Annotated in this window: 21 protein-coding genes; 9 read left to right on the top strand and 12 right to left on the bottom strand. The window is 71.6% G+C overall.

Annotated elements, in window-relative coordinates:
• Nucleotides 1-45: 45 nt before the first annotated feature.
• The gene (locus ACIRDU_RS11600) at nt 46-2,442 is read left to right on the top strand and encodes a SpoIIE family protein phosphatase (RefSeq protein ID WP_403577202.1); all 2,397 of its coding nucleotides are present in this window, start codon (nt 46-48) and stop codon (nt 2,440-2,442) included.
• A 247-nt stretch (nt 2,443-2,689) separates the two neighbouring features.
• Here ACIRDU_RS11600 and ACIRDU_RS11595 read toward each other — a convergent pair whose 3' ends face one another.
• Together ACIRDU_RS11595 and ACIRDU_RS11590 are read right to left on the bottom strand one after the other, a co-directional pair.
• A complete protein-coding gene (locus ACIRDU_RS11595) occupies nt 2,690-3,178 on the bottom strand; it encodes a flavin reductase family protein (protein ID WP_403577200.1) in 489 nt (162 codons plus the stop codon).
• A 9-nt stretch (nt 3,179-3,187) separates the two neighbouring features.
• Nucleotides 3,188-3,883: a peptidoglycan-binding protein gene (locus tag ACIRDU_RS11590; RefSeq protein WP_403577198.1), complete on the bottom strand. Its 696-nt coding sequence runs from the start codon at nt 3,881-3,883 to the stop codon at nt 3,188-3,190.
• A gap of 221 nt (nt 3,884-4,104) precedes the next feature.
• On the opposite strand from ACIRDU_RS11590, the gene ACIRDU_RS11585 reads away from it, so the two are divergent.
• Together ACIRDU_RS11585 and ACIRDU_RS11580 are read left to right on the top strand one after the other, a co-directional pair.
• Nucleotides 4,105-4,773: a TetR family transcriptional regulator gene (locus ACIRDU_RS11585; RefSeq protein WP_403577407.1), complete on the top strand. Its 669-nt coding sequence runs from the start codon at nt 4,105-4,107 to the stop codon at nt 4,771-4,773.
• A gap of 151 nt (nt 4,774-4,924) precedes the next feature.
• Nucleotides 4,925-5,335, top strand: coding sequence for a Zn-ribbon domain-containing OB-fold protein (locus ACIRDU_RS11580; protein ID WP_403577196.1), 411 nt, complete (start codon nt 4,925-4,927; stop codon nt 5,333-5,335).
• 7 nt (nt 5,336-5,342) lie between these two features.
• Here ACIRDU_RS11580 and ACIRDU_RS11575 read toward each other — a convergent pair whose 3' ends face one another.
• The 3 genes from ACIRDU_RS11575 to ACIRDU_RS11565 form a co-directional block, all read right to left on the bottom strand.
• Nucleotides 5,343-6,680: a Gfo/Idh/MocA family protein gene (locus ACIRDU_RS11575; protein ID WP_403577193.1), complete on the bottom strand. Its 1,338-nt coding sequence runs from the start codon at nt 6,678-6,680 to the stop codon at nt 5,343-5,345.
• Between the two features lie 64 nt (nt 6,681-6,744).
• On the bottom strand, nt 6,745-7,125 hold the full coding sequence (locus ACIRDU_RS11570; protein WP_403577190.1) for a PPOX class F420-dependent oxidoreductase: 381 nt from the start codon (nt 7,123-7,125) through the stop codon (nt 6,745-6,747).
• Between the two features lie 30 nt (nt 7,126-7,155).
• Complete coding sequence (locus ACIRDU_RS11565) at nt 7,156-8,334, bottom strand: MalY/PatB family protein (RefSeq protein ID WP_403577187.1); 1,179 nt, start codon at nt 8,332-8,334, stop codon at nt 7,156-7,158.
• 24 nt (nt 8,335-8,358) lie between these two features.
• Here ACIRDU_RS11565 and ACIRDU_RS11560 point away from each other — a divergent pair, with 24 nt between their 5' ends.
• Entirely contained in the window at nt 8,359-9,348 is a 990-nt protein-coding gene (locus ACIRDU_RS11560) for a hypothetical protein (RefSeq protein ID WP_403577184.1), read from the top strand.
• A 120-nt stretch (nt 9,349-9,468) separates the two neighbouring features.
• A complete protein-coding gene (locus ACIRDU_RS11555; RefSeq protein WP_403577182.1) occupies nt 9,469-10,815 on the top strand; it encodes a S1 family peptidase in 1,347 nt (448 codons plus the stop codon).
• Between the two features lie 32 nt (nt 10,816-10,847).
• Here the strand turns inward: ACIRDU_RS11555 and ACIRDU_RS11550 are convergent, their stop codons facing one another.
• The 3 genes from ACIRDU_RS11550 to ACIRDU_RS11540 all read right to left on the bottom strand — a co-directional run bounded on the left by ACIRDU_RS11550 (nt 10,848) and on the right by ACIRDU_RS11540 (nt 13,174).
• The gene (locus tag ACIRDU_RS11550) at nt 10,848-11,672 is read right to left on the bottom strand and encodes an EamA family transporter (protein WP_403577180.1); all 825 of its coding nucleotides are present in this window, start codon (nt 11,670-11,672) and stop codon (nt 10,848-10,850) included.
• 70 nt (nt 11,673-11,742) lie between these two features.
• Nucleotides 11,743-11,901 carry a hypothetical protein gene (locus ACIRDU_RS11545; RefSeq protein WP_162494364.1) on the bottom strand — a complete coding sequence of 53 codons (159 nt, stop codon included), beginning with the start codon at nt 11,899-11,901 and terminating at the stop codon, nt 11,743-11,745.
• 112 nt (nt 11,902-12,013) lie between these two features.
• A complete protein-coding gene (locus tag ACIRDU_RS11540) occupies nt 12,014-13,174 on the bottom strand; it encodes an ROK family protein (RefSeq protein WP_403577177.1) in 1,161 nt (386 codons plus the stop codon).
• Between the two features lie 171 nt (nt 13,175-13,345).
• Here ACIRDU_RS11540 and ACIRDU_RS11535 point away from each other — a divergent pair, with 171 nt between their 5' ends.
• Genes ACIRDU_RS11535 through ACIRDU_RS11520 form a run of 4 tightly spaced genes read left to right on the top strand, consistent with a single transcriptional unit; the run spans nt 13,346 to nt 17,827 of the window.
• A complete protein-coding gene (locus ACIRDU_RS11535; protein ID WP_403577173.1) occupies nt 13,346-14,311 on the top strand; it encodes a carbohydrate ABC transporter permease in 966 nt (321 codons plus the stop codon).
• A gap of 18 nt (nt 14,312-14,329) precedes the next feature.
• On the top strand, nt 14,330-15,253 hold the full coding sequence (locus ACIRDU_RS11530; protein WP_403577171.1) for a carbohydrate ABC transporter permease: 924 nt from the start codon (nt 14,330-14,332) through the stop codon (nt 15,251-15,253).
• A 10-nt stretch (nt 15,254-15,263) separates the two neighbouring features.
• A complete protein-coding gene (locus ACIRDU_RS11525; protein ID WP_403577168.1) occupies nt 15,264-16,613 on the top strand; it encodes an ABC transporter substrate-binding protein in 1,350 nt (449 codons plus the stop codon).
• 14 nt (nt 16,614-16,627) lie between these two features.
• Nucleotides 16,628-17,827: a Gfo/Idh/MocA family protein gene (locus tag ACIRDU_RS11520; RefSeq protein ID WP_403577405.1), complete on the top strand. Its 1,200-nt coding sequence runs from the start codon at nt 16,628-16,630 to the stop codon at nt 17,825-17,827.
• Nucleotides 17,828-17,858: 31 nt separating this feature from the next.
• Here ACIRDU_RS11520 and ACIRDU_RS11515 read toward each other — a convergent pair whose 3' ends face one another.
• The 4 genes from ACIRDU_RS11515 to ACIRDU_RS11500 form a co-directional block, all read right to left on the bottom strand.
• A complete protein-coding gene (locus tag ACIRDU_RS11515) occupies nt 17,859-18,554 on the bottom strand; it encodes a L,D-transpeptidase family protein (protein WP_403577165.1) in 696 nt (231 codons plus the stop codon).
• 181 nt (nt 18,555-18,735) lie between these two features.
• A complete protein-coding gene (locus tag ACIRDU_RS11510) occupies nt 18,736-19,650 on the bottom strand; it encodes an SDR family oxidoreductase (RefSeq protein ID WP_403577162.1) in 915 nt (304 codons plus the stop codon).
• A 90-nt stretch (nt 19,651-19,740) separates the two neighbouring features.
• Nucleotides 19,741-20,370, bottom strand: coding sequence for an MBL fold metallo-hydrolase (locus tag ACIRDU_RS11505; protein WP_403577159.1), 630 nt, complete (start codon nt 20,368-20,370; stop codon nt 19,741-19,743).
• Entirely contained in the window at nt 20,370-21,458 is a 1,089-nt protein-coding gene (locus ACIRDU_RS11500) for an S-(hydroxymethyl)mycothiol dehydrogenase (protein ID WP_403577157.1), read from the bottom strand. Before ACIRDU_RS11500 ends, ACIRDU_RS11505 begins: the two co-directional genes overlap by 1 nt.
• Nucleotides 21,459-21,566: the final 108 nt, after the last annotated feature.

Below are 21,566 nucleotides of genomic sequence, written 5' to 3'. Positions count from 1 at the left end.
CACACGGCGGTCTTCGAATCGGGCCAGGTGTGCAATGCTCAACGCGTGACGAGCGAGCCTGTGACGCCGGCGCAGCCCGGTGCCGCACCGGACCTGGTCGAACTGGCCAAGATCGTCGCCCGGCAGCGCGCCGAGCTGGACCGGCTGCGCGACCAGGCGGCCACCTCGGCTGTCGTGGAACGGGCCAAGGGCGCCGTGATGGCGCTGAGCGGGTGTACCGCCGACGCGGCGGGCGAGCAGCTGCTCCAGCGGGCCAAGGCCGCCCGTCACACCCTGCTGGAGGAGTGCTGGATCACCCTGGGCGGCCTCGCTCCGGCGCCGGACGGCCCGGGCGGGGCGAGCGAGTCCGCCGTCTTCGGGGCTCCCGACGGCGGGGCGGACGCTCTGGAGCAGTCGGCCGCGCCGGACGACGTCACCGCCGCCCTGGCCCGACTCGGCCAGGCCCTCGTTCGGGTGATGACACCGCACGACCTCGCCCGGTGCCTGCTGGAGCATCTCGGGCCCGACATGTCGGCGGACGCGGTCCTGATCTACGCACGCAGGCCCGACGGCGGCCTCGGGCTGGTCGGGCACGCGGGCATCGAGGACCAACTCGCGGCCCAGTGGTGCCAGGTGCCGCCGCTGAGCGGCATGGCGGCGCAGGACGCGCTGCGGGCGGGCGAGCCGCGCTGGCTGGAGGACTTCGCCGCGGACGAACGGCAGTACCTGCTCATCGGTGACCCTCCCGAACGGTGGCGCTCGCGCGCCTGGCTGCCGGTGCTCACGGCGGGCTCGGCAGAGGTCTGCATCGGCGTGCTGCGCGGCCGTGCCGGAGCCTTCACCGGGCGTGACCGCGCCCATCTGCGGGGCGTCGCCAGGCTGTGCGCCGGCCGGCTGCGGGCCTTCGACGCCCCGCCCGAGCGGGACGCCGACGCCGCCACGGACGCGGTGCAGGCGCTGTTCGAGGCGCTGCCGGTCGCGGCGATGCTGCTCACGCCGCTGCGGTCCGCGACGGGCGAGACCGAGGACTTCCGGGTGGAGGCCGCGACCGCCCAGGTGGGCGACCTGCTGGGCCGGACCGGTGAGGAACCGGCCGGGCGGCGGCTGATGGAGCTGCGGCCGGCCCTGGCGGCCGAGCCGCTGTGGCAGTGCTGTCTGCAGGTGCTGACCACCGGGCAGGCCTGCGAGTGCGAGCCGTTCGCACACGAGGAGGTCGTGGCGGGCGTCGCCGAGCTGTCCGTGTACACGGCCCGGGTGGCGCCGCTGGGCGACGCCCTCGTCGTCTCGTGGATCCGGCACGGCTCCTCCGACCGGCAGGAGCAGCGGCTGGCGGACCTGCAACGGCTGGGCAATCTCGGCTGGGCGAACTGGAACCTGGTCACGCAGGAGGCCTCCTGGTCGACGCAGGTGTTCTCCCTCGTCGGCCGCGATCCCGCGCACGGCCCGGTGCGCCTGTCCGAGGTGCCGGAGCTCGCCCTGCCCGAGGACACGCCCGCGCTGACGCGCGCCGTCGGTGAACTCGTCCACGGGGGGCGGCCGTTCGACGTGCCGTTCCGGATCCGGACGAGCGGCGTCATCCGGCATCTGCGGCTGGTGGCCGAAGCGGTGGCCGACCGGCACGGCACGCCCGTCGAGGTGCACGGCTTCGTGCAGGACATGACCGCCCGGCGGCGGGCGGAGCTGGCCCTGGTCGAGAGCGAGCGGGCGATCCTGACGCAGCACGACGTCCTCCAGGCCGAGCGGACCCTGGCCTCCCGGCTCCAGCACGCGCTGCTGCCGATGGCCAACCGTCCCGTGCACCTCGCCGGGCTGCGCGTCGAGGTCGCCTATCTGCCGGCCCAGTCGGGGGTGCACGTCGGCGGTGACTGGTTCAGCGCCATCGAGCTGCCCGACGGGGACGCGCTGCTGGTGGTCGGCGATGTCGCCGGGCACGGGGTCGACGCCGTGGCCACGATGGCCCAGCTCCGGTTCACCGCGAAGGGCATGGTCATCACGGGCTCGTCGCTGACCGGGGCGCTCGCCCGGCTGAACACACTGCTGCTGCACTCCCGCGACTCCCACGCGACCGCCACGATGGTGCTGGCCCGCTACGAGCCCCGACGCCGGCGCCTGGTCTGGGCGCAGGCGGGGCATCCCCCGCCGCTGCTGCTGCGTGACGGCGAGGCGCGGTATCTGCGCCGCCCCGGCGGCATGCTGCTCGGGGCGACCGCCTCACCGGTCTACCAGGAGGCGGAATTCCGTCTCGACCCGGGCGACCGGCTCATCCTGTACACCGACGGCCTGGTCGAGCACCCTCCGGACAGCATCGACCGGGGTCTGGAGCAGCTGGCCGAGGCGGTGGCGGCTCCGCACGGCGACGGGCCCGGGTCGCTGGGGCCGTTGCTCGCGCGGATGCTGCCGGACGAGCGGCGGGACGACGTGTGCGTGGTGGACGTCCGGGTTCCCGGGGTTCAGGACCGGTAGGCGTCACGTCCGCCTCACGAGTCCCCGCGGTGACGCCAGTACCACCACAGGCCCACGAGCAGGGCCACCAGGAAGAGAGTGGGCAGCACCAGGCCCGGGATGCGGGAGCCGTTCATGGGCGTGGCCTTCGTTTCGCGGCGGTTCGGGCGCTTCGTGCGTCGCCCCGGCCCAGGGTGACGCCTGGTGGTCCTGCCGTACCGCTGCTTTCCCCAGCCCTTGCCCGGTGTTCGACATACGGGGAGCCGCGTCAGTCGACCGGGTGGCCGGGGTCGATGGTGAGGGCGTCGGAAAGGCGCAGCAACGGCCCGTCGTAGCCCTCGTGCCCGCCCCACTCGACCGGGTCGAGGACGAAGCCGATGTGGTCGCCGCCGCCCGCGCGCGTCACGATCCGGCCGACGAACCAGGCCGGCGCGTCCTCCAGGACGAGGGCTCCGCCGTACGCCTCGCGCAGGCGGACGTCCCGGAACTTGTCCGTCCGATCGCCGGTGTGTCCGCCGAACAGCTCGGCGAGGCCGTGCTGTTCGCGGCCCAGCAGGTGCACGGCGAGGACCTCGGCGTTCCGGGCCACCCGGAAGGTGTGGTTGAGCTCGGACAGCCACACCACGAACCGCACGGGCCGCAGCGAGCACTGCGAGGCGAATCCGACGAGGCAGCCCGCCCGTTCACCGCCCGCGGCGGCCGTGACCACGTACATGTCGGGGTTCAGCCGGTCGATGAACTCGTCCATGCCGGCCATGGTCACACATCAGCTCGGGCCCGCCGGGGTGCGGGACTCCAGTGCGGCCCGGGTGTCGTTGCCGTAGACACCCGTCTCGTCGCCGCGGATGCCGTACCAGAGCTGGAAGCGGGCGACCGCGGCGGTGAGGGCCGGGTCGTAGCGGCCGCTGGTGGAGCCGTCCCGGTAGACGTCCGGGATGCGCAGGAGGCGCTGCTGGAGTTCGGTCACCTCGGGGCCGGTGGCTCCCTCGCGCAGGGTGCCGACACCGTCGGGGTCCACGGGTGCCGTGGCGGGCGGGGTGGGCGGGGCGGGTGCGGGGTCGGGAGTGGAGGCGGCGGACCCGGGCGGGCGGGGCGCGGGCGCCGCGCTGTCGTCCGGGTGTTCGCCGCGGAGCAGGAGCGCACCGCCGAAGCCGATCACCGCGGCCGCGAGGACGGCCACCGCGACGGCGGCGCGGCGCAGCCCGGCTCCCGGGGGCACGGCGTCCGTGCGCCGGCGCCTCTCGCGGGCGACGGGCGGGAGTTCCTGGGTGAGGGCCTCCGATCCGGCCGGCGGCTTCCCCGGCAGCGCGACGGACTCGTGGCCGCCGGGCTCCTGGCCGGTGTCCTGGTGGAACTCCCGCATCAGTTCCGCGAGCGCGTCGGTGCGGCGGGGCCGCAGGACGCGGATGGGTTCGAGGGCCGGGCCGTCGTGCGGCGGCCGGGGCTCGGACGGTGTCGACACGCTGCTCTCCTTCGTCCGGCCCGGGGGCGCCCGACTTCGAGGATCGTCTCCTGCCGTTGGATACGCGGCCGCCGTGCCCGCGGTTCAGAAGGCCGATCGGCCCGGCGGGCAGAGCACTCAGTACCTCGCCGAGTGCACTGAGTGCCATGAGGGCTCTCCCGGGTGCTACGTTCGCGCTCATGAGCTCCGAGAAAGCCGAGGCCGGCCCCGGAAAGCCGCCCATGCGGGACGCCCTGGTGGCGGCGGCCTTCCAGCTGTTCCTGGAGCGGGGGTACGAGCAGACCACCGTCGACGACATCGTGGCGCTCGCGGGTGTCGGACGGCGCTCGTTCTTCCGCTACTTCCCGTCCAAGGAGGACGTGGTCTTCCCGGACCACGAGCGGTGCCTGGCCGACATGACGGCCTTCCTGGCGGACGGCTCCGACGGCGACGAACCCGTGGGGCGGGTCTGCGAGGCGGCCCGGCTGGTGCTGCGGATGTACGCCGAGAACCCGACGTTCTCCGTGCAGCGCTACCGCCTCACCAAGCAGGTGCCGGGGCTGCGTGCCTACGAGCTGTCGGTGGTGTGGCGCTACGAGCGGGCCCTCGCCGAGTATCTGCGCAGGCGCTTCGCCGCCCGCCGGGACGGCACCCTTCAGGCCGACGTGATCGCGGCGGCGGTGGTCGCGGCGCACAACAACGCGCTGCGCTCCTGGCTGCGTTCGGACGGTCAGGGCGAGGCGAGCACCACGGTCGACCACGCACTGGCCTATGTGCGGTCGGCGTTCGGCGGCGCGCCGGTGCCGCCGGCCGTGGAGCAGCCCGAGGACGTGGTGGTCGTCGTGTCGCGGCGCGGGGCGCCGCTGTGGCGGGTCGTGCAGGAGATCGAATCGACGCTGGGGCGGGGCTGAGCCCCCGCACATTGAGGGTACGGAGTGCCTTTACGAGTGGCACTGAGTGCCATACTCTGTGCTGCGTGCACGGTGGCACGGCGAACCGCGCACACGTGTGCGCGGGTGATCGCGTGCGCGGATTCCGGCCGAGTGCAGGGAGTTGACCAGCGTGTACCACTCAGGAAGCGTCGCTCAGCAGGCAGCCGGCTCCGCGACGGGTCTGCTCGACCCGAGGGGCCAGAACGCCGAGGCCATCCTCTTCCAGCGCTGCACCTGGTGCGGCACCGCCATGTACCACCGGCTGCTGTGTCCGGTCTGCCGGGGCAGCGAGCTGCGCACGGAGCGCGCCGAGGGCACGGGCACCGTCCGCCACTCCACGGTGGTGCACCGCAACACCCCCGCGGCACGCAACGTGTCACAGATAGAGATGTCCGAGGGGTTCGTGGTGCGCGGCCGGGTGATGGGCCCGCCGATCGGCATCCACAGCGGGGACCGGGTACGGCTGTCCACGGCCAAGGACCCGGTAAGGGGCGAGCCGGTCTTCCAGCTGCTGGACGAGCCGTACCGGGCCTGGACCTGACACTCCCTCAGCCGGTGATCAGCTCGTCGGTGCGCACCGGCCGCCCCGTCTCGAAGCTCCGGTTGGCCGCCAGCCCGACCGCAAGGGCCAGCGCTCCGTCGCGTTCGGTGGCCGCCGGACGGGTGCCGGCGGCGGTGTCCGCCGGGCGGGTGGGGTCGGCGGGGCCGAACAGCGCGTCGAGCATGCGCGGGTCACCGCCGCCGTGGGCTTCGTGGGCGACCGTGAGCGGTACGTCCACCGGGGGCCGCCACAGCGGGCGCAGGGTCAGACGGGCGCCGCCCGCGGGCGCGGCCGCCGTGTCCCCGTGCACGGCGCCGGCCGCCGACGCGATCCGGGTCCGCGGCGACTGCCAGCGGCTCTCCTCGACCTCCAGCTCCAGCCGGCCCGCGCTGCCGTTGAACATCACCCGGTAGCCCTCCCACGGCGAGTAGGCGGTCAGGTGGTACGTCATGGTCGCGCCCCGCGCGTAGCGCACGAGCACGGACATGTCGTCCTCGATGGTGACCGGCCCGTCGAAGACGTTCCGGTCGCGCAGGTAGCCGTCGTCGCGTTCGGCGTCGAGGTAGAGGGCGCGCAGGGTGTCGTCGGCCGCGAGGTCCAGGGCGAAGGGGTCGTCGGCGGCCTGCTCGGCTCCGTGGGCGCGCTCGTAGTCCCGGCGCAGTCCGTGCCGCTCCCCCGCCTCGCGGCCGTAGAAGCCGAGCCGCCCGTAGCCGAAGGCCTCCCGGGGCTCGTCGGCGAGCCACCAGTTCACCAGGTCGAAGTGGTGCGAGGACTTGTGCACCATCAGGCCGCCGCTGTGGCGCTTCTCGCGGTGCCAGCGGCGGAAGTAGTCGGCTCCGTGCCGTACGTCGAGCAGCCACTCGAAGTGGATCGACAGCACCTCGCCGACCGCGCCGTCGGCGAGCAGGGCGCGGACCTTCTCGTGCACGGGGTTGAAGCGGTAGTTGAAGGCGACGGTCAGGGAGTTGCCGGTCTCGCGGACGGTGTCGAGGATGCGGCCGCAGCGCCCGGCGTCGACGGTCATCGGCTTCTCGGTGACGACCCGGCAGCCCGCCTTCAGGGCGGGGACGATGTAGCGGTCGTGCTCGGCGTCGACGGTGGTGACGACGACCTCGTCGATGCCCTCCTCGGCGAGCAGGTCGGTGAAGCGGTCGGGCTGCCACGGGGTGGCGGCCGGTGCGCCGGTCTCGGCCAGCAGCCGGTTGTGGAAGGCCATCCGGGTCGGGCTGGGGTCGCACAGCGCGGCCACGACATGGCCGGGGCGTTCGGCGAGGCCGCGGGTGAACAGCCGGGCCCGGTGGCCGGTGCCGACGACGGCTGCGCGCAGGACGGGAGTTCGGCTCATGGCAGGTGCCCTTTCCCGCGCACGGGGCGCCTACTCCCCCGTGGTCGAAAGCGCTTGCCGGAGGTCAGATGACGATGCGGATGCCCACGGTGCCGTCCAGGCCCCGGCGCAGCCGGCTGCCGAGCAGGGTCAGCCGGCCCGTCAGGCCGTACTTGCGGGCGATCAGCTTCCGGTAGCGGGCGGTGGTGGCCGGGTCGCAGATCTCCGCCGTCGCGGGCACCTGGTCGCCGGTGGGGTTGCCGCGCAGGTCGCAGGGGCCGACCAGCACGTCGGCGCGATTGCGGATCCGCTTCACCTTCCAGGATTCGGTGGGCGTCCAGGCGCCGAGCGCGTCCCCGTCACGTACCACCCAGACCGGGGTGGCGACCGGCGTGCCGTTCCTGCGGTAGCTGGTGATGAGCAGGTACTTGCCCGCGCCGAGTGCGTCCAGCGTCCTGTCGTCCATGGCGGGAAGTGTACGAGCGCGTCCCCGGGTTCAGCGCAGCGCCGCCGCCATTCTCCGCACCGCCTCCGTGAGCACCTCCGCCGAGGCCGCCAGGTTGAGGCGGGCGTGTCCGGTGCCGCCGGTGCCGAAGGGGAGGCCGGAGCTGAGGGCGACGCGGCCGCGGTGCAGGAAGACGTCGGCCGGGTCGTCGCCGAGCCCGAGGGCGCGGCAGTCGAGCCAGGCCAGGTAGGTGGCGTCGCCCGGCCGGTAGGCGATCGCGGGCAGGTGCTCGGCCAGCAGGTCCGCGAGCAGCCGCCGGTTGCTGTCGAGGCCGGCCAGCAGGGCGTCCAGCCAGGTGACGCCGTCGCGCAGGGCGGCGGTGTGGGCGATCACGGCGACGTGGCCGGGACCGTGCCCCACCTCCTCGGGCATCCGGTCCAGGTCGGCGGCGGCCCCCGGCCCGGCGATCGCGAGGGCGGCCTTGAGGCCGGGCAGGTTCCAGCCCTTCGAGGCCGACATCAGGGAGAGGCCGCGCTCGGCGCCCGGCACGCTCAGATACGGCACGAAGCCGGCGGCGCCGAGCACGAGCGGGGCGTGGATCTCGTCGGCGACGACGCGCACGCCGTACCGCTCGGCGAGCCCGGCGACGGCGGACAGCTCCTCGGCCGTGTGCACGGTGCCGGTCGGGTTGTGGGGGCTGCACAGCAGGTGGGCGGCCCGCCGCCCGCCCGCCACCGCCTGCCGGAAGGCCTCCTCCAGGACATCGAGGTCGATGCGCCCGTCCGCGCCGAGCGGGGCCTCGGCCACCCGCCGGTCCATGTGCTGCACGAACAGGTAGAACGGCGGGTACACGGGCGGGTTCACGATCACGGTGTCGCCGGGGCCGGTGACCAGTTTGAGCATCTCGACGACACCCAGCATGACGTCGGGCACGATCGCGGTGCGCTCCACGGCGAGCCCGTCCCAGCCCCACCGTTTCCCGGCGAAGGCGGCCAGGGCCTGCGCGTAGGCGGTGCCGGCCGGGTAGCCGGTGTCACCGAGGTGGAGCGCGTCGGTGACGGCCCGCACGACGGGCTCGGCGAGCGGAACATCCATCTCGGCGACCCACAGCGGCAGCACGTCCTCGGGGTAGGTGCGCCACTTCATGCTGGTGCGTCGGCGGAGGCGGTCGAGCGTGAGGGCTTGCAGGGGATTCGGTTCACCGGACGTCTCGTGCGGGATCCTGGTCATGGGCACACGATAGGGGGCTGTGCGGTGAGCGGGAATCTTGCGGACGGGGCGCGGGGCGGGGCGGCGGGCGCGTTCCTGGAGATCGCCTGCGACGAGTCGGGGTCGGACGGTGAGAACCTCACCGGCGGGAACACGGACGTGTTCGCGCACGCCGGCGTCTCGCTGTCCGTGGCGTCGGCCGCGGCGGCGGTGGGAGAGATCCGGGACCGAATCCGGTCACCGGCCGAGGAGTACAAGGCGAACCACCTGTTGCGGGAGAAGCACCGCGCGGTGCTGGAGTGGCTGCTCGCGCCGGAAGGGCCGATCCACGGGCACGCGCGGGTGCACCTCATGGAGAAGACCTTCTTCGTGGTGGAGCGGACCGTCAGCCTGCTGCTGGACGATCCGGCCGAGGCGGCCGCCCTGTTCCGCGTGGGGCGCCCGGCCTTCGGCGAGGACGGCTGGCGGGCGTTCCTCGAGGCGGCCAACCGACTGCTGCGGGTGCGCCACGACGGGGACCCGGTGGACGCCTTCTACGGCACGGTCGACACCCTGCGCCACGCGCATCCGCGGACGGACGCGGCAAGGATCCTGGAGCGGCTCGCCGCGACCCGGCCCCGTGCGGTGTCCTACCGGGACGGGTTCCTGGCCGGGCCGCCCCTGATCCCGCCGCTCAACCCGCTGCTCCCGGCGATCGTACGGACGGCCGCGCTCTGGAACGGGCACGGGCGGCCGGTCCACCTCGTGCACGACCGGCAGAACATGCTGACGCCGGACCGCATCGCGTGGATCGAGGGGACGGCCCGGCGGGCCGGCATCGGCCTGGCCGGGCTGCGGCTCGTCGTCGCGCGCGACGACGCGCGCGTGCAGGTGGCGGACTTCCTCGCCGGGATCGCCCGCAAGATCGCCTCCGACGAGCTGAACGGCCGTGGGGACCCGGCGCTCACCGCCCTGCTGCGGCCCTACGTCGATCCGGACTCGGTATGGGGCGACGCGCGCAGCGGGGCCCTGCTCGCGGCCCCGGCCGCCGGGTGACGCCGAAGAGATCACCGGTGCGCTGAACACGGCACGGCTCCCTCCCGTATGGATGAAGGGCACTCAACTCAATGGGGGTCCCGCGGTGTTGACCGTGATGTTCGGGTTCGGGAGCCATGCATGAGGCACGCACGACGACGGGTCGTCCGGCGAGTGACACGGCTGGCGGCCGTCGGCGGACTCCTCCTCGGAGGAGCGATGGTCACCAACGCCGTGGCGAGCGAGCCACCGGCCCCGTCCATCGGTGTCCCGTTCACCGCGCCGCCGAGGACCGGCGAGGGCACCGACCTCGTGTCCCGGCTCGGGAACTCCCGCACGGCCGGCAGCTGGATCGACAAGGCCGGGCGGCCGGTCGTCGCGGTCACCGACGCGAAGGCGGCCGCCGAGGTGAAGCGCGCCGGCGCGCAGGCCAAGATGGTCGAGCACAGCATGAGCGACCTCAAGTCCGCTGCGGCGACGTTGCGTTCGGCCCCCAGGGTCTCCGGAACCTCGTGGGCCCTGGACTACAAGAGCAACCAGGTGGTGGTGCGGGGCGACAGCACCGTCTCCGCCTCCGACTGGTCCCGGATGACCGACGTCGCCGAGGGCATCGGATCCTTCGTGCGCATGGAGCGCACCGAGGGCACGTTCACCACCCGGATCAACGGCGCCCAGCCCATCCTGTCGACCGCCGGGCGCTGTTCGGCGGGGTTCAACGTGACTGACGGAAAGAGCGACTTCATCCTCACGGCCGGGCACTGCGGGCCCGACGGTTCCGTCTGGTTCGCCGACGACCAGGGCCGGGACCAGGTCGGTACCTCGCTCGAGGGCAGCTTCCCCGGCGACGACTACTCCCTGGTGAAGTACGACGGTGGCCGTGCGGGCAAGGACGCGGACGTGGTGGCGGTCGGTGAGGGCAAGGGCGTGCGGATCACGGGCGTCGCCGACGCGGAGGTCGGGCAGAGGATCTTCCGCAGCGGCAGCACCAGCGGACTGCGCGAGGGAGAGGTGACCGCGCTCAACGCGACGGTCAACTACCCCGAGGGCACGGTCACCGGACTCATCGAGACGAACGTGTGCGCCGAACCCGGCGACAGCGGAGGCCCGATGTTCGCCGACGGCGTCGCGCTCGGCGTGACGTCGGGCGGCAGCGGGGACTGCACGGCGGGCGGTACGACGTTCTTCCAGCCGGTGACGAAGGCGCTGACCGAGCTGGGGGTCAAGCTGATCGTGGCGAAGTCGGCCGGCGGCGCGGGCGCAGCGCCGGCGCCGTCGGCGTCGCCGGGGGCCGCCTCACCGGGCTCGTCGGCGCCGATCACGGGCACCGATGTGTCCACGCTGCTGAGCCGCCTCACCGACCCGCGCAATGTGGGTCCCGGCATGCTCGTCATCGCGGGCAGTCTCATCGCCCTGGTCGCGACCCGGTGGATCCGAGCGGAGCAGGACCGCAAGGCGTATCGGCAGTACTACTCGGCCACTTGGGGATGAGGCCGGTGGCGGGCCGTCGCGGGGCCTGCCTCTCAGCCCAGGGTGAGCAGCACGGTCGCGATGCCCGCCCCCAGCAGCCCCACCGCCTGACGGCGGCTGATCCGCTCGTGCAGCAGGGCGAGGCCCAGCACCACGGGAAGGGCCGGGTAGAGGGAGGCCAGGACCACGGCCACGGCCAGCAACTGCCGTTGGGCCGCGAGCAGATACAGCACGAGGCCGAGAGCCGCCCCGGCCCCGATGAGCACGGCCTGGACGCAGCGGACCGGCGGCAGCTTCAGCCGGCGGGCGTGACGTGCGGTGTCCGGCAGGAGGACGAGGACCGCGGCGACCCGGCCCGCGGCGACGGGCCACAGGCCGCTGCCGGAACCGGCCTGGCCGAGGGCGAGGTACTGCACGGCCACACCCACGCTGGCGATCAGTCCGTCCGCCGCCCCCCTTCCCGCACCGCCCCGGCCGCCGGAGACGAACCACAGTGCGGGCACCGTGACGGCGATGCCCAGCCAGGCGACGGCGCCCGGACGGTCGCCGAGGACCAGCACCCCGCACAGCACCGACAGCGCGACCCCGGTGACGGCGCTCACGGGCACCACGACGCTCATGTCCCCTCGGCTCAGCCCGCGGTTGAGGAACCACATGGCGGTGCCGCTGCCGACGCCGGACAGCGCGCCCCACAGCAGGTCGGCTGAGTGGACGGCGTCGGCGGGCAGGAGGAGAGCGGCGGTGCAGGCGAGCAGCAGCCCGCCGAGCTGGCCGAGGAAGGTGACGGCGGCGTGATGCACGCGCCGGGACAGCAGGCCGCCCGCGAAGTCGACGATGCCGTAGACGACCGCCGAGGACAGTGCGAGAAGGGCACCCATTGGATCAGGGGTGCCCCATGACGAGATTCCGATGCGTCAGCGGGCCCGGATGGTGCCAGGCCGCCGGTGCCTACTGCGGGGCCGCGGCGGCCCACTCCAGGACGAGCCGCTGGTACTCCTCGCGCTGCTCGACGCTCAGTGTCCCGCCCGACCGGCGCCACAGCGCGCGGATCTCCTCGTTGACCTCGTCAGCCGATCGCTCGGATGAGGTTTCAACAGTGGTGGACATGCTGTGAAGCATACGTCGCCCGACGTGAAGGCGATGTGAGTCATCACGAGCTAAAGGGGCATTCCGGACAGTGTTACTGATCACGTCCATCTCCCGGTAAACGTGAGGCTGTTCACACTTCGGCCGACCCCAGGACCAACACCTTGATGGCCAACACGGCCGCGCCGCGCGCCCAGTCGTGAAAATCGGACACCTTCGTCTCCAGGTCGACCGGGGCGGCCAGCGGGTGCCGGTGCTCGCGAACCCGCTCCTCGACCGTCTCGCGGGCCACGTCCATCAGCCCCACCCCCTCCCCCGCGAGCAGGATCTTCTGCGGCATGACGAAGTTGGAGATCTGAGCGACGAGCGTGCCCAGGGCCCGCGCGGCCTCGTCGACGACCCGTGCGGACATCGGATCCCCGGCCGCGGCCAGGGCGAGGATCTCCTCATAGGTCCGGTCGCTTCCGGTCGCGGCCCGGATCTGACAGCGGATGCTGGGGATGGTCAGCAGTGAGACGGCGCTGCCGCGGCTGCCGTCCGGGGTGAGCGGCCCGTTGGGGTCGACGATCCAGTGCCTCCCGAACCCGCGGTCCTCCTCCGCGAAGGGCACCCGCTTGCCGCCCAGGACGAGCCCGTAGCCGAGGCCGGCGCCGATGGTGAGGACGACGAAGCGGTCCAGGCCGCGCCCGGCGCCGAACCAGGTCTCGGCCTCGACCAGGGCGGCGACGTCGTTCTCGACCACCACCGGCAGCCCGGTGCGCTCCTCGACCAGGTCGGCCAGCGGGACGTCCCGCCACAGCAGGAAGGGGGACTCGCCGACCACGGCACGGTCCTGGACGAAGCCGCCGACCCCGATGCCGATACCGGCGAGCCGGGGGTGACCCTTGGCCAGTTCGGCGGTCATCCCGGCCAGCACGTCGGCGACTTCGGCGGGGTCATGGGTGGTGAGCGGGCGGTCGTGGCGGGCGACGATGTGGCTGCGCAGGGTGGTGACGACGCCGTAGACCATGTCCTCGGTGATCTTGAAGCCGAGGAAGAAGTCCGAGTCGGTGACGACGTCAAGGGGCTGGGAGGGGCGGCCCTGGCGCGTCTCCGCGGGCACTCCCGCCTCGGGCACCTCGACCAGCAGGCCGGATTCGATCAGCGGCTTGGTCAGCCGGGTGAGGCTCCCGGCCGACAGACCCAGCCTGCGGGCGAGTTCCGTGCGCGACAGCGGGCCGTGGACGAGCACTTCGATCGCCACGGAGCGCTCCCCGTGGCTCAGCGGCAGCCAGGCGGCGGTGCCTTCGGTCATGAACGTCCGACTCCCCTCACCCATTTTTTTCGCACTGAAACCAACATGACCACTCTACGGCGATGGTGGTTCCTGGGAAAAGATGTTTGCAGGCCTCTTGACGCAGCAATTGTTTCGCACCAAAAGTAAGTCTCGCCAGAGGACGAGCCGCCGCAGCGAGGGAGTCTCCCGATGACCATCGCCTCCAGCAGTCCTCCGTCGCGTCTGCCCACGGGCGACGCGGCGGAGGCACGCAGCAGGACCGGGACGCGACAGGGGGTGTCCGGCGAGGACCGGGGGGACGGGCGGCTGGCCGCGCTCTTCATCGCGCCGGCGCTGCTCGGCTTCCTGGTCTTCCTGCTCTGGCCGACCCTGCGGGGCATCTACCTGAGCTTCACCCGCTACAACCTGCTGACACCGGCGGAGTGGGTGGGCCTGGACAACTACGTCCGCATGGTCAACGACCCCATCTTCTGGGACTCCCTGTGGGTCACCGTCGAGTACGTCGTCATCAACATCGGCGTCCAGACGGTGGCGGCGCTCGCCATCGCCGTGCTCCTCCAGCGGCTGACCCGGTCGGCGATGCTGCGCGGGATCGTGCTGACGCCGTACCTGATGTCGAACGTCGTCGCCGGTCTCGTATGGCTGTGGATCCTCGACACCCAGCTCGGCATCGGCAACGAGATCATCAGCGGCCTCGGTATGGACCGCATCCCGTTCCTCGCCGACGAGACCTGGGCGATCCCGACGATCGCGCTCATCAACGTGTGGCGGCACGTGGGTTACACCGCCCTGCTGCTGTTCGCCGGCCTCCAGGCCATCCCGGGCGACATGTACGAGGCTGCCCGGGTGGACGGCGCGAGCGAGTGGCGGATGTTCTGGCGGATCACCATGCCGCTGCTGCGACCGGTGCTCGCGGTCGTGCTGATCATGACCGTGATCGGGTCGTTCCAGGTGTTCGACACCGTCGCCGTGACCACCGCGGGCGGACCGGCCAACGCGACCAACGTGCTGCAGTACTACATCTACGGCTCTGCCTTCGGCCGCTTCCAGTTCGGCTACGCCTCGGCCATGTCCGTCGCCCTGCTGGTCGTGCTGAGCGCGATCACCATCCTCCAGTACCGGCTCACCCGAGCCGGCCGGACCGACCTCGGCTGACGGAAGGGAGACACCGCCATGGCTGCCGTGACGACCACGACACCGACGACCCTGCGGCCGGTCCGGCGCAGGTTCCCCTTCGGGCGGGCCGCCGCCTGGACCGTGATGGGACTGATCGTCCTCATCACCCTGCTGCCGTTCTACTGGATCCTGCGCACCGCGCTCTCCACCAACGCGGGCCTGAGTGCCGACCCCACCCATCCCCTGCCGGTGGACCTCACCACCAGCGGCTTCGAACGGGCCCTGGGCCTGCAGTCGTCCGAGGAGGCGATCGCGCAGGGCGGTGCGGGCGGCGGGCTGGACTTCTGGCGCTACCTGCTCAACTCGGTGCTGGTCTCGACCCTGATCACCGGTTGTCAGATCTTCTTCTCCGCGATGGCCGCATACGCCTTCTCGCGGTTGCGCTGGCGCGGCCGGGACAAGGTGTTCGGGCTGTTCCTGGCCGGGATGATGGTGCCGACCATCTTCACCCTGCTGCCGAACTTCGTGCTCATCAAGCAGCTGCACCTGGTGGACACGCTCCTCGGCATCGCGCTGCCCAGCCTGTTCATGACCCCGTTCGCGGTGTTCTTCCTGCGGCAGTTCTTCATGAACATCCCCAAGGAGGTCGAGGAGGCCGCGCTGCTCGACGGCGCCGGAAAGGTCAAGATCTTCTTCCGGGTGGTCCTGCCGATGGCGTCCACGCCGATCATCACGCTGGCCGTGCTGACGTACATCACCTCCTGGAACGACTACTTCTGGCCGCTGATGGTCTCCTACAGCGACAGCTCACGCGTGCTGACCGTGGCGCTCGCGGTCTTCCGGGCGCAGACCCCCGCGACCGGCGTCGACTGGTCCGGGCTCATGGCCGCGACGCTGATCGCCGCACTGCCGATGCTGGTGCTGTTCGCCTGCTTCGCCCGCCGCATCGTCAGCTCCATCGGCTTCACCGGGATCAAGTAAGGGGACTGTGATGCGAATTCGACTTCGTCCGCTCGTCGCGGCGACCGGAGCGCTGGCGCTGTCCCTGGTCAGCGGCTGCGCGCAAGGAGGTGCCGCCGGATCCTCCGCGAACACCGTCACGTACTGGCTGTGGGACGCCAACCAGCTGCCCGCCTACCAGGCCTGCGCCAAGGGGTTCGAGAAGGAGAACCCCGGACTCAAGGTGAAGATCACGCAGCTGGGCTGGTCCGACTACTGGACCAAGCTCACCGCCGGCTTCATCGCGGGCACCCAGCCGGACGTGTTCACCGATCACATCCAGAACTTCGGCCAGTTCGCCGACCTCAAGGTCCTCGAACCGCTCGACGACCTCGGCATCGAGGACTCCGACTACCAGCCGGGCCTCGCCGCCAACTGGATCGGCCAGGACGGCCACCGCTACGGCGCTCCGAAGGACTGGGACACGGTCGCGCTCTTCTACAACGAGAAGATGACCCAGGAGGCCGGGCTCACCCGAGAGCAGCTGAACGACCTCTCCTGGAACCCGAAGGACGGCGGCACCTTCGAGAAGGCCATCGCGCATCTCACGGTCGACAGGAACGGCAAGCGGGGTGACGAGCCGGGCTTCGACAAGAACAACGTCAAGGTGTACGGCATGGCCAGCAACGGCGGCGGGTTCGGCGACGGCCAGACCCAGTGGAGCAACTTCGCCGCCTCCGCCGGGTGGAGCTACCTCGACAAGCCGCGCTGGGGCACGAAGTACCAGTACGACAGCAAGACCTTCCAGTCGGTCATCCAGTGGTACTTCGGCCTGGCGAAGAAGGGCTACATGCCGCCGCTGTCCGACTACAACGTCCAGTCCAACCAGGCGAACACCCAGGTCGCGGCGGGCAAGGCGGCCACCGCCTTCGACGGCGCCTGGATGATCTCCACGTACGCGGGCTTCAAGGGCAAGGACATCAAGACCGCCCTGACGCCGGAAGGCCCGACCGGCAAGCGCGCCACGATGATGAACGGCCTCGCCGACTCCATCACGAAGGCCGCCAAGAACAAGGCGGGCGCCCGCAAGTGGGTGGCCTACCTGGCCTCGGACCGGTGCCAGACCGTCGTCGGCAGGTCCGGGGTGGTCTTCCCCGCCACCACGGCCGGGACCGAGGCCGCCGTCGCCGCGTACCGGAAGAAGGGCATCGACGTCTCGGCGTTCACCGAACCCCTGACCGACAAGAGGCGCTTCCGGACCTTCTCCTATCCCATCGCCAGCTACTCCGCGGACATGACCGCACTGATGTCGCCCGCGATGGAGGACATCTACGGCAACGGAAAGCCCGTGAGCAGCCTCGACCGGACCAACGACCAGATCAACCTCATCCTCTCCCAGTGAAGGGCACGCGCTCCATGACCTTCTCCCTCGGCATCGTCGGCGCCGGACAGTTCTCGGGCCAGTTCGCCACCCTGTTCCAGGCCCACCCCGGCGTCAGCGACGTCTATGTCACCGACCTGCTGCCCGAGAGGGCCGCGCACCTCGCCTCCGCCCAGGGGCTGGCGGGCACCTTCCCGTCGTACCAGGCCATGCTGGAGTCGGAGGACGTCGACGCCGTTGCGATCTTCACCCAGCGCTGGACGCACGGGCCGCTGGTGCTCCAGGGCCTCAACGCCGGCAAGCACGTGTACTCGGCGGTCCCCATGGCGATCAGCACGGAGGAGATCGCGGCGATCATCGACACGGTCAAGGCCACCGGGCTGACCTACATGATGGGTGAGACCAGCGAGTACAACCCGGCCACGGTCCACGCCCGCAACCAGATCGCCGAGGGCGCCTTCGGGCGGCTCTTCTACGCCGAGGGCGACTACGTCCACGACATGGACCTGGGGTTCTACGAGGCCTACCAGTACAGCGGCGGCGAGAACTGGAAGGCGACCGCCAGCTATCCCCCGCTGCTGTACCCGACGCACGCGGTCGGCGGGGTGCTGGGCGCCTGGAAGACGCACGCGGTGAGTGTGTCGGCGATCGGTGTCGTCGACGACCGGGGCGACGGCGTCTTCGACAAGGACGTCAGCCAGTTCGGCAACGACGTCTCCAACGCCACCGCGCTGTTCGAGGTGGCGGGCGGCGGTTCGTTCCGTACGAACGAGTTCCGGCGGGTCGGCTACCCCTCGCACATACGGGAGTCACGCTTCCGCTTCTTCGGCACCGAGGCGAGCATGGAGCAGCTGGCCACGGTCGCCCTGTGGCAGGACAAGCAGGGGGTGAAGGACATCAGCGAACTGCTGGAGCCCAAGCCCACCATGGCGCCCGACGACCCCTCCCTCCAGCACATCGCGCCGGAGCTGCGGGCCGCCTTCACCTCCGGGTCGGCGCCGGTGCACGACCGGGCGCGACTGCCGCGGGAGTTCGACCACCTCCACAACGGCCACGAGGGCAGCCACCACTTCCTGGTGGACGACTTCGTGACCGCCGTCAACGACCGCACGCTGCCGTCGGTGAACGCCTGGGTGGCCGCCCGCTACACCCTGCCGGGCATCATCGCGCACGAGTCCGCGCGGCAGGGCGGTGTCAGGCTGGAGATCCCGGACTTCGGGGACGCACCCCAGTAGGGGACGTCGGGAGCGAGCCGGGTGCCTGGGATCAGGTGCCCGGCTTGCGGCCGTAGACGAAGACGTCGTCGCCCTTCTTCAGCAGCGACCAGTACTTCTTGGCGTCGGTCTTCGTCATGTTGGTGCAGCCGTGCGAGCCCGGCGGGTTCCACATGCTCACGCCGACGGAGTGGAAGGCCTGGCCGCCGTCGAAGAACTGGGCGTAGGGCATCGGCACGTCGTAGATGGACGAGACGTGGTCGATGTTGCGCCAGTAGATCTTCTTCAGGCCGGTGCGGGTCTCGTACCCGTCGCGGCCCGTGCGGACCGGGACGGGGCCGTAGACGAGCTTCTTGCCGTCCTGGATCCAGCTCAGCTGGAGCGTGAGGTTCACACAGGCGATCCGGCCCTTGTTCACCGGGCACTTGCCGTCCTTGTTGGGGTTCGTCCCGACGGCCTTCTGCTTCTGCATCAAGTCCATCACGCCCCAGGTGACGGATCCGGCGTAACCGACGTTCGGGGAGATGCCGTGCTTGGTCTGGAAGGCCTTGATGGCCTTGCAGTCGGCGGCGGACTGCTTTCCGTCGACCGGACGGCCGAGGAACTTCTCCACCTGCTTCTGGTACGGGCCGGTCTGCGTGGTGCAGCTCGCGGCCTGCGCCGGCGTGGCGCCGAGCGCGAGTGTGAGCGGTGCCACCAGTCCGGTGATCCCCAGTGCGACGGCACTCCGTCTGCGTACGTCCCCCATGGCTGGTCAGCCCTTTCGCGGAAGTGGGTCTGCGATGTCTGACAGCTAGACGGACGGAGGCGGGTTCCGGTTGTGCGATCGGCCGCGCTGCGACGGAACAGTGACATACCCCACCGGCACGGGGCGGGTATTTCGGTGCATAGCGGTTGATTGCAGAGATCAGGTTTCCCGGCCGTCCGGGTCAGCGGTAGCCGGTGGTGTCCGCCGGCTTGCCCGCGTCCTGAACCTCCACGAGGTAGCGCCAGGCGTCCGGGCGGCTGCCGTCGAGGTCGGTGAAGCCGTACTCCTGGGCGAGCCCGCCACTGGAGAGGGACCGGCCGTTCCAGCGCGCCACGTCCGCGTCGGCGGCGAGCGCGGCCACGGCCCGGCCCACGTAGTGCGGGGTCTCGGAGATGGCGAAATGGGGGACGCGCTCCAGGGCGTCGCGCCAGTTCTCCTCCCGTACCCCGAAGGCGTCCAGCATGATCTCCGAGCGCATCCAGCCCGGGGTGAGGGCGACGGCGGTGGCGCCGCGCGGGCCGAGTTCGTGACCGAGGGAGAAGGCCATGCGGAGCACGGACGCCTTGGCGAGGTCGTAGAAGAAGCTGTTGCGGTAGGTCTCGGCGTTGTAGTCGGCGGTGCCGTCGGTGATCTCGACGACCAGGCCGCCGGGGTTGCGCAGCAGCAGGGGCAGGGCGTGGTGGCTGGTGACGGCGTGCGTCTCGATCGCGAGCCGGAGCAGGCGCAGGCCGTTGTCGAGGTCGTGCTCCCAGAGCGGGGTGTCCCACTCGAAGAGCTTCTCGCCGCCCCAGATGTCGTTGACGAGGACGTCGAGACGGCCCTGTTCGTCCGCGATCCGGTCCACGAGGGCACGGACCTGCGCCGGGTCGAGGTGGTCGGTGGGGACGGCGACCCCGCGGCCACCGGCCGCGGTGACCAGGTCGGCGGTGTCCTCGATCGTCTCGGGCCGGTCGTACTCCGAGCGGCGCTCGCGGGTGGTGCGGCCGGTGACGTAGACCGTGGCGCCGGCCGCGCCGAGTTCGACGGCAATCCCCCGTCCGGCGCCCCGGGTCGCCCCGGCGACCAGTGCGACCTTGCCCTGCAACGGAGCTGACATGTCCGACCTCCCGTGACCGTGGCTGCTTGTCGCCTTCACTGTGACGGGTAAGCCGGACATCTTGTGTCGCCTTTTACAGGCGACACGCGGTCAGTGGCCCCGGGCGATCCATTCCTCCAGCTGCGGGGCCTCCGCGCCGATGGTCGTGGAGTCGCCGTGGCCGGTGCGGACCGTCGTCCCGGGCGGCAGGGTGAGCAGCCGGTCGCGGATCGAGTCGATGATCGTCGGGAAGTGCGAGAAGGAACGGCCGGTGGCGCCGGGCCCGCCCTGGAAGAGGGTGTCGCCGGTGAAGACGGTGCCCAGCCCCGGGTCGTAGAGGCAGACCGCGCCGGGCGCGTGCCCCGGGGTGTGCATCACCCGCAGGTCGGCGCCGCCGGCCTCGATGACCTGGCCGTCGACCAGCCAGGCGTCGGGCTCGCGGTCCGGGTGGGTCTGCTTCCACAGCGGCAGGTCGTCGTGGTGCAGCCAGATGGTGGCGCCGGTGCGCTCGGCGAGGGCGGGGGCGGCGTCGATGTGGTCGTTGTGAGCGTGCGTGCACACGATGGCCGTGAGGCGGCGGTCCCCGACGGCCTCGGCGATGGCGTCGGCGTCGTGGGCGGCGTCGATGACGATCGCCTCGTGGTCGTCGCCGACGATCCACACGTTGTTGTCGACGTCCCAGGTGCCGCCGTCGAGGCTGAACTGGCCGGAGATGACGAGGAGTTCGACGCGCGTCGTCATCACAGCACCACCACCGAGCGCAGCACGTCGCCCTGGTGCATCCGCTCGAACGCCTTCTCCACCTCGTCCAGCTGGATGGTCTCGGTGACGAACGCGCCCAGGTCCAGGCGTCCTTGCAGGTGCAGGTCGATCAGCATGGGGAAATCGCGGGAGGGCAGGCAGTCGCCGTACCAGGACGACTTCAGGGCTCCGCCGCGGCCGAAGACGTCGAGCAGGGGCAGTTCGAGCTTCATCTCGGGCGTGGGGACGCCGACGAGGACGACCGTGCCGGCCAGGTCGCGGGCGTAGAAGGCCTGCTTGTACGTCTCCGGGCGGCCGACTGCCTCGATGACGACGTCGGCGCCGAAGCCGCCGGTGAGCTCGCGGATCGCCTCGACCGGGTCGTTCTCGCGCGAGTTGACCGTGTGGGTGGCGCCCATGGACCGGGCGGTCTCCAGCTTGCGGTCGTCGATGTCGACGGCGATGATCGTCGCCGCTCCGGCCAGCTGCGATCCGGCGATGGCCGCGTCGCCGACACCGCCGCAGCCGATGACGGCGACCGAGTCGCCCCGGCCCACGTTGCCGGTGTTGATCGCGGCGCCGATGCCGGCCATCACACCGCAGCCCAGCAGCCCGGCCACCTGCGGGGCGACGCCCGGGTCGACCTTGGTGCACTGCCCGGCCGCGACCAGCGTCTTCTCCGCGAAGGCGCCGATGCCGAGGGCCGGGGACAGCTCCTGGCCGGTCGAGGCGAGGGTCATCTTCTGCCGCGCGTTGTGGGTGTCGAAGCAGTACCAGGGCCGCCCGCGCAGACAGGCCCGGCACTTCCCGCACACCGCACGCCAGTTGAGGATCACGAAGTCCCCGGGCTCGACGTCGGTGACGCCGGCGCCGACCGACTCGACCACGCCCGCGGCCTCGTGGCCCAGCAGGAACGGGAACTCGTCGTTGATGCCGCCCTGCTTGTAGTGCAGGTCGGTGTGGCACACCCCGCAGGCCTGCACCCGCACCACGGCCTCGCCCGGGCCCGGGTCGGGCACCACGACCGTCTCGATCCGCACCGGCTCGTCCTTTCCGGGTGCGATCACGCCGCGTACTTCCTGGGCCATGGTGCTGACTCCTTCGTCGGCCGGGTCCGTTCCTTTCGACCCTACGCGCGACTGATCGGTAACGGGCACGGATCGGCCACCCTCCTCTCCGCGGAAAGGGGCGGAAAG

Origin of the sequence: Streptomyces sp. NPDC093598 (assembly GCF_044764825.1) — a bacterium.
Classification (GTDB): domain Bacteria; phylum Actinomycetota; class Actinomycetes; order Streptomycetales; family Streptomycetaceae; genus Streptomyces.
Note: the sequence above shows the minus strand (reverse complement) of the source record. Positions and strands in the feature narration are given on the sequence as shown.

Bases quoted from the DNA above. Each gene is read 5' to 3' on its own strand.
- ACIRDU_RS11520 (WP_403577405.1), top strand. From the start codon at position 16,628: ATGACCTTCTCCCTCGGCATCGTCGGCGCCGGACAGTTCTCGGGCCAG.
- ACIRDU_RS11540 (WP_403577177.1), bottom strand. From the start codon at position 13,174: ATGACCGAAGGCACCGCCGCCTGGCTGCCGCTGAGCCACGGGGAGCGC.
- ACIRDU_RS11525 (WP_403577168.1), top strand. From the start codon at position 15,264: ATGCGAATTCGACTTCGTCCGCTCGTCGCGGCGACCGGAGCGCTGGCG.
- ACIRDU_RS11505 (WP_403577159.1), bottom strand. From the start codon at position 20,370: ATGACGACGCGCGTCGAACTCCTCGTCATCTCCGGCCAGTTCAGCCTC.
- ACIRDU_RS11535 (WP_403577173.1), top strand. From the start codon at position 13,346: ATGACCATCGCCTCCAGCAGTCCTCCGTCGCGTCTGCCCACGGGCGAC.
- ACIRDU_RS11500 (WP_403577157.1), bottom strand. From the start codon at position 21,458: ATGGCCCAGGAAGTACGCGGCGTGATCGCACCCGGAAAGGACGAGCCG.
- ACIRDU_RS11555 (WP_403577182.1), top strand. From the start codon at position 9,469: ATGAGGCACGCACGACGACGGGTCGTCCGGCGAGTGACACGGCTGGCG.
- ACIRDU_RS11510 (WP_403577162.1), bottom strand. From the start codon at position 19,650: ATGTCAGCTCCGTTGCAGGGCAAGGTCGCACTGGTCGCCGGGGCGACC.
- ACIRDU_RS11530 (WP_403577171.1), top strand. From the start codon at position 14,330: ATGGCTGCCGTGACGACCACGACACCGACGACCCTGCGGCCGGTCCGG.
- ACIRDU_RS11545 (WP_162494364.1), bottom strand. From the start codon at position 11,901: ATGTCCACCACTGTTGAAACCTCATCCGAGCGATCGGCTGACGAGGTC.
- ACIRDU_RS11585 (WP_403577407.1), top strand. From the start codon at position 4,105: ATGCGGGACGCCCTGGTGGCGGCGGCCTTCCAGCTGTTCCTGGAGCGG.
- ACIRDU_RS11515 (WP_403577165.1), bottom strand. From the start codon at position 18,554: ATGGGGGACGTACGCAGACGGAGTGCCGTCGCACTGGGGATCACCGGA.
- ACIRDU_RS11595 (WP_403577200.1), bottom strand. From the start codon at position 3,178: ATGGCCGGCATGGACGAGTTCATCGACCGGCTGAACCCCGACATGTAC.
- ACIRDU_RS11570 (WP_403577190.1), bottom strand. From the start codon at position 7,125: ATGGACGACAGGACGCTGGACGCACTCGGCGCGGGCAAGTACCTGCTC.
- ACIRDU_RS11565 (WP_403577187.1), bottom strand. From the start codon at position 8,334: ATGACCAGGATCCCGCACGAGACGTCCGGTGAACCGAATCCCCTGCAA.
- ACIRDU_RS11575 (WP_403577193.1), bottom strand. From the start codon at position 6,680: ATGAGCCGAACTCCCGTCCTGCGCGCAGCCGTCGTCGGCACCGGCCAC.
- ACIRDU_RS11550 (WP_403577180.1), bottom strand. From the start codon at position 11,672: ATGGGTGCCCTTCTCGCACTGTCCTCGGCGGTCGTCTACGGCATCGTC.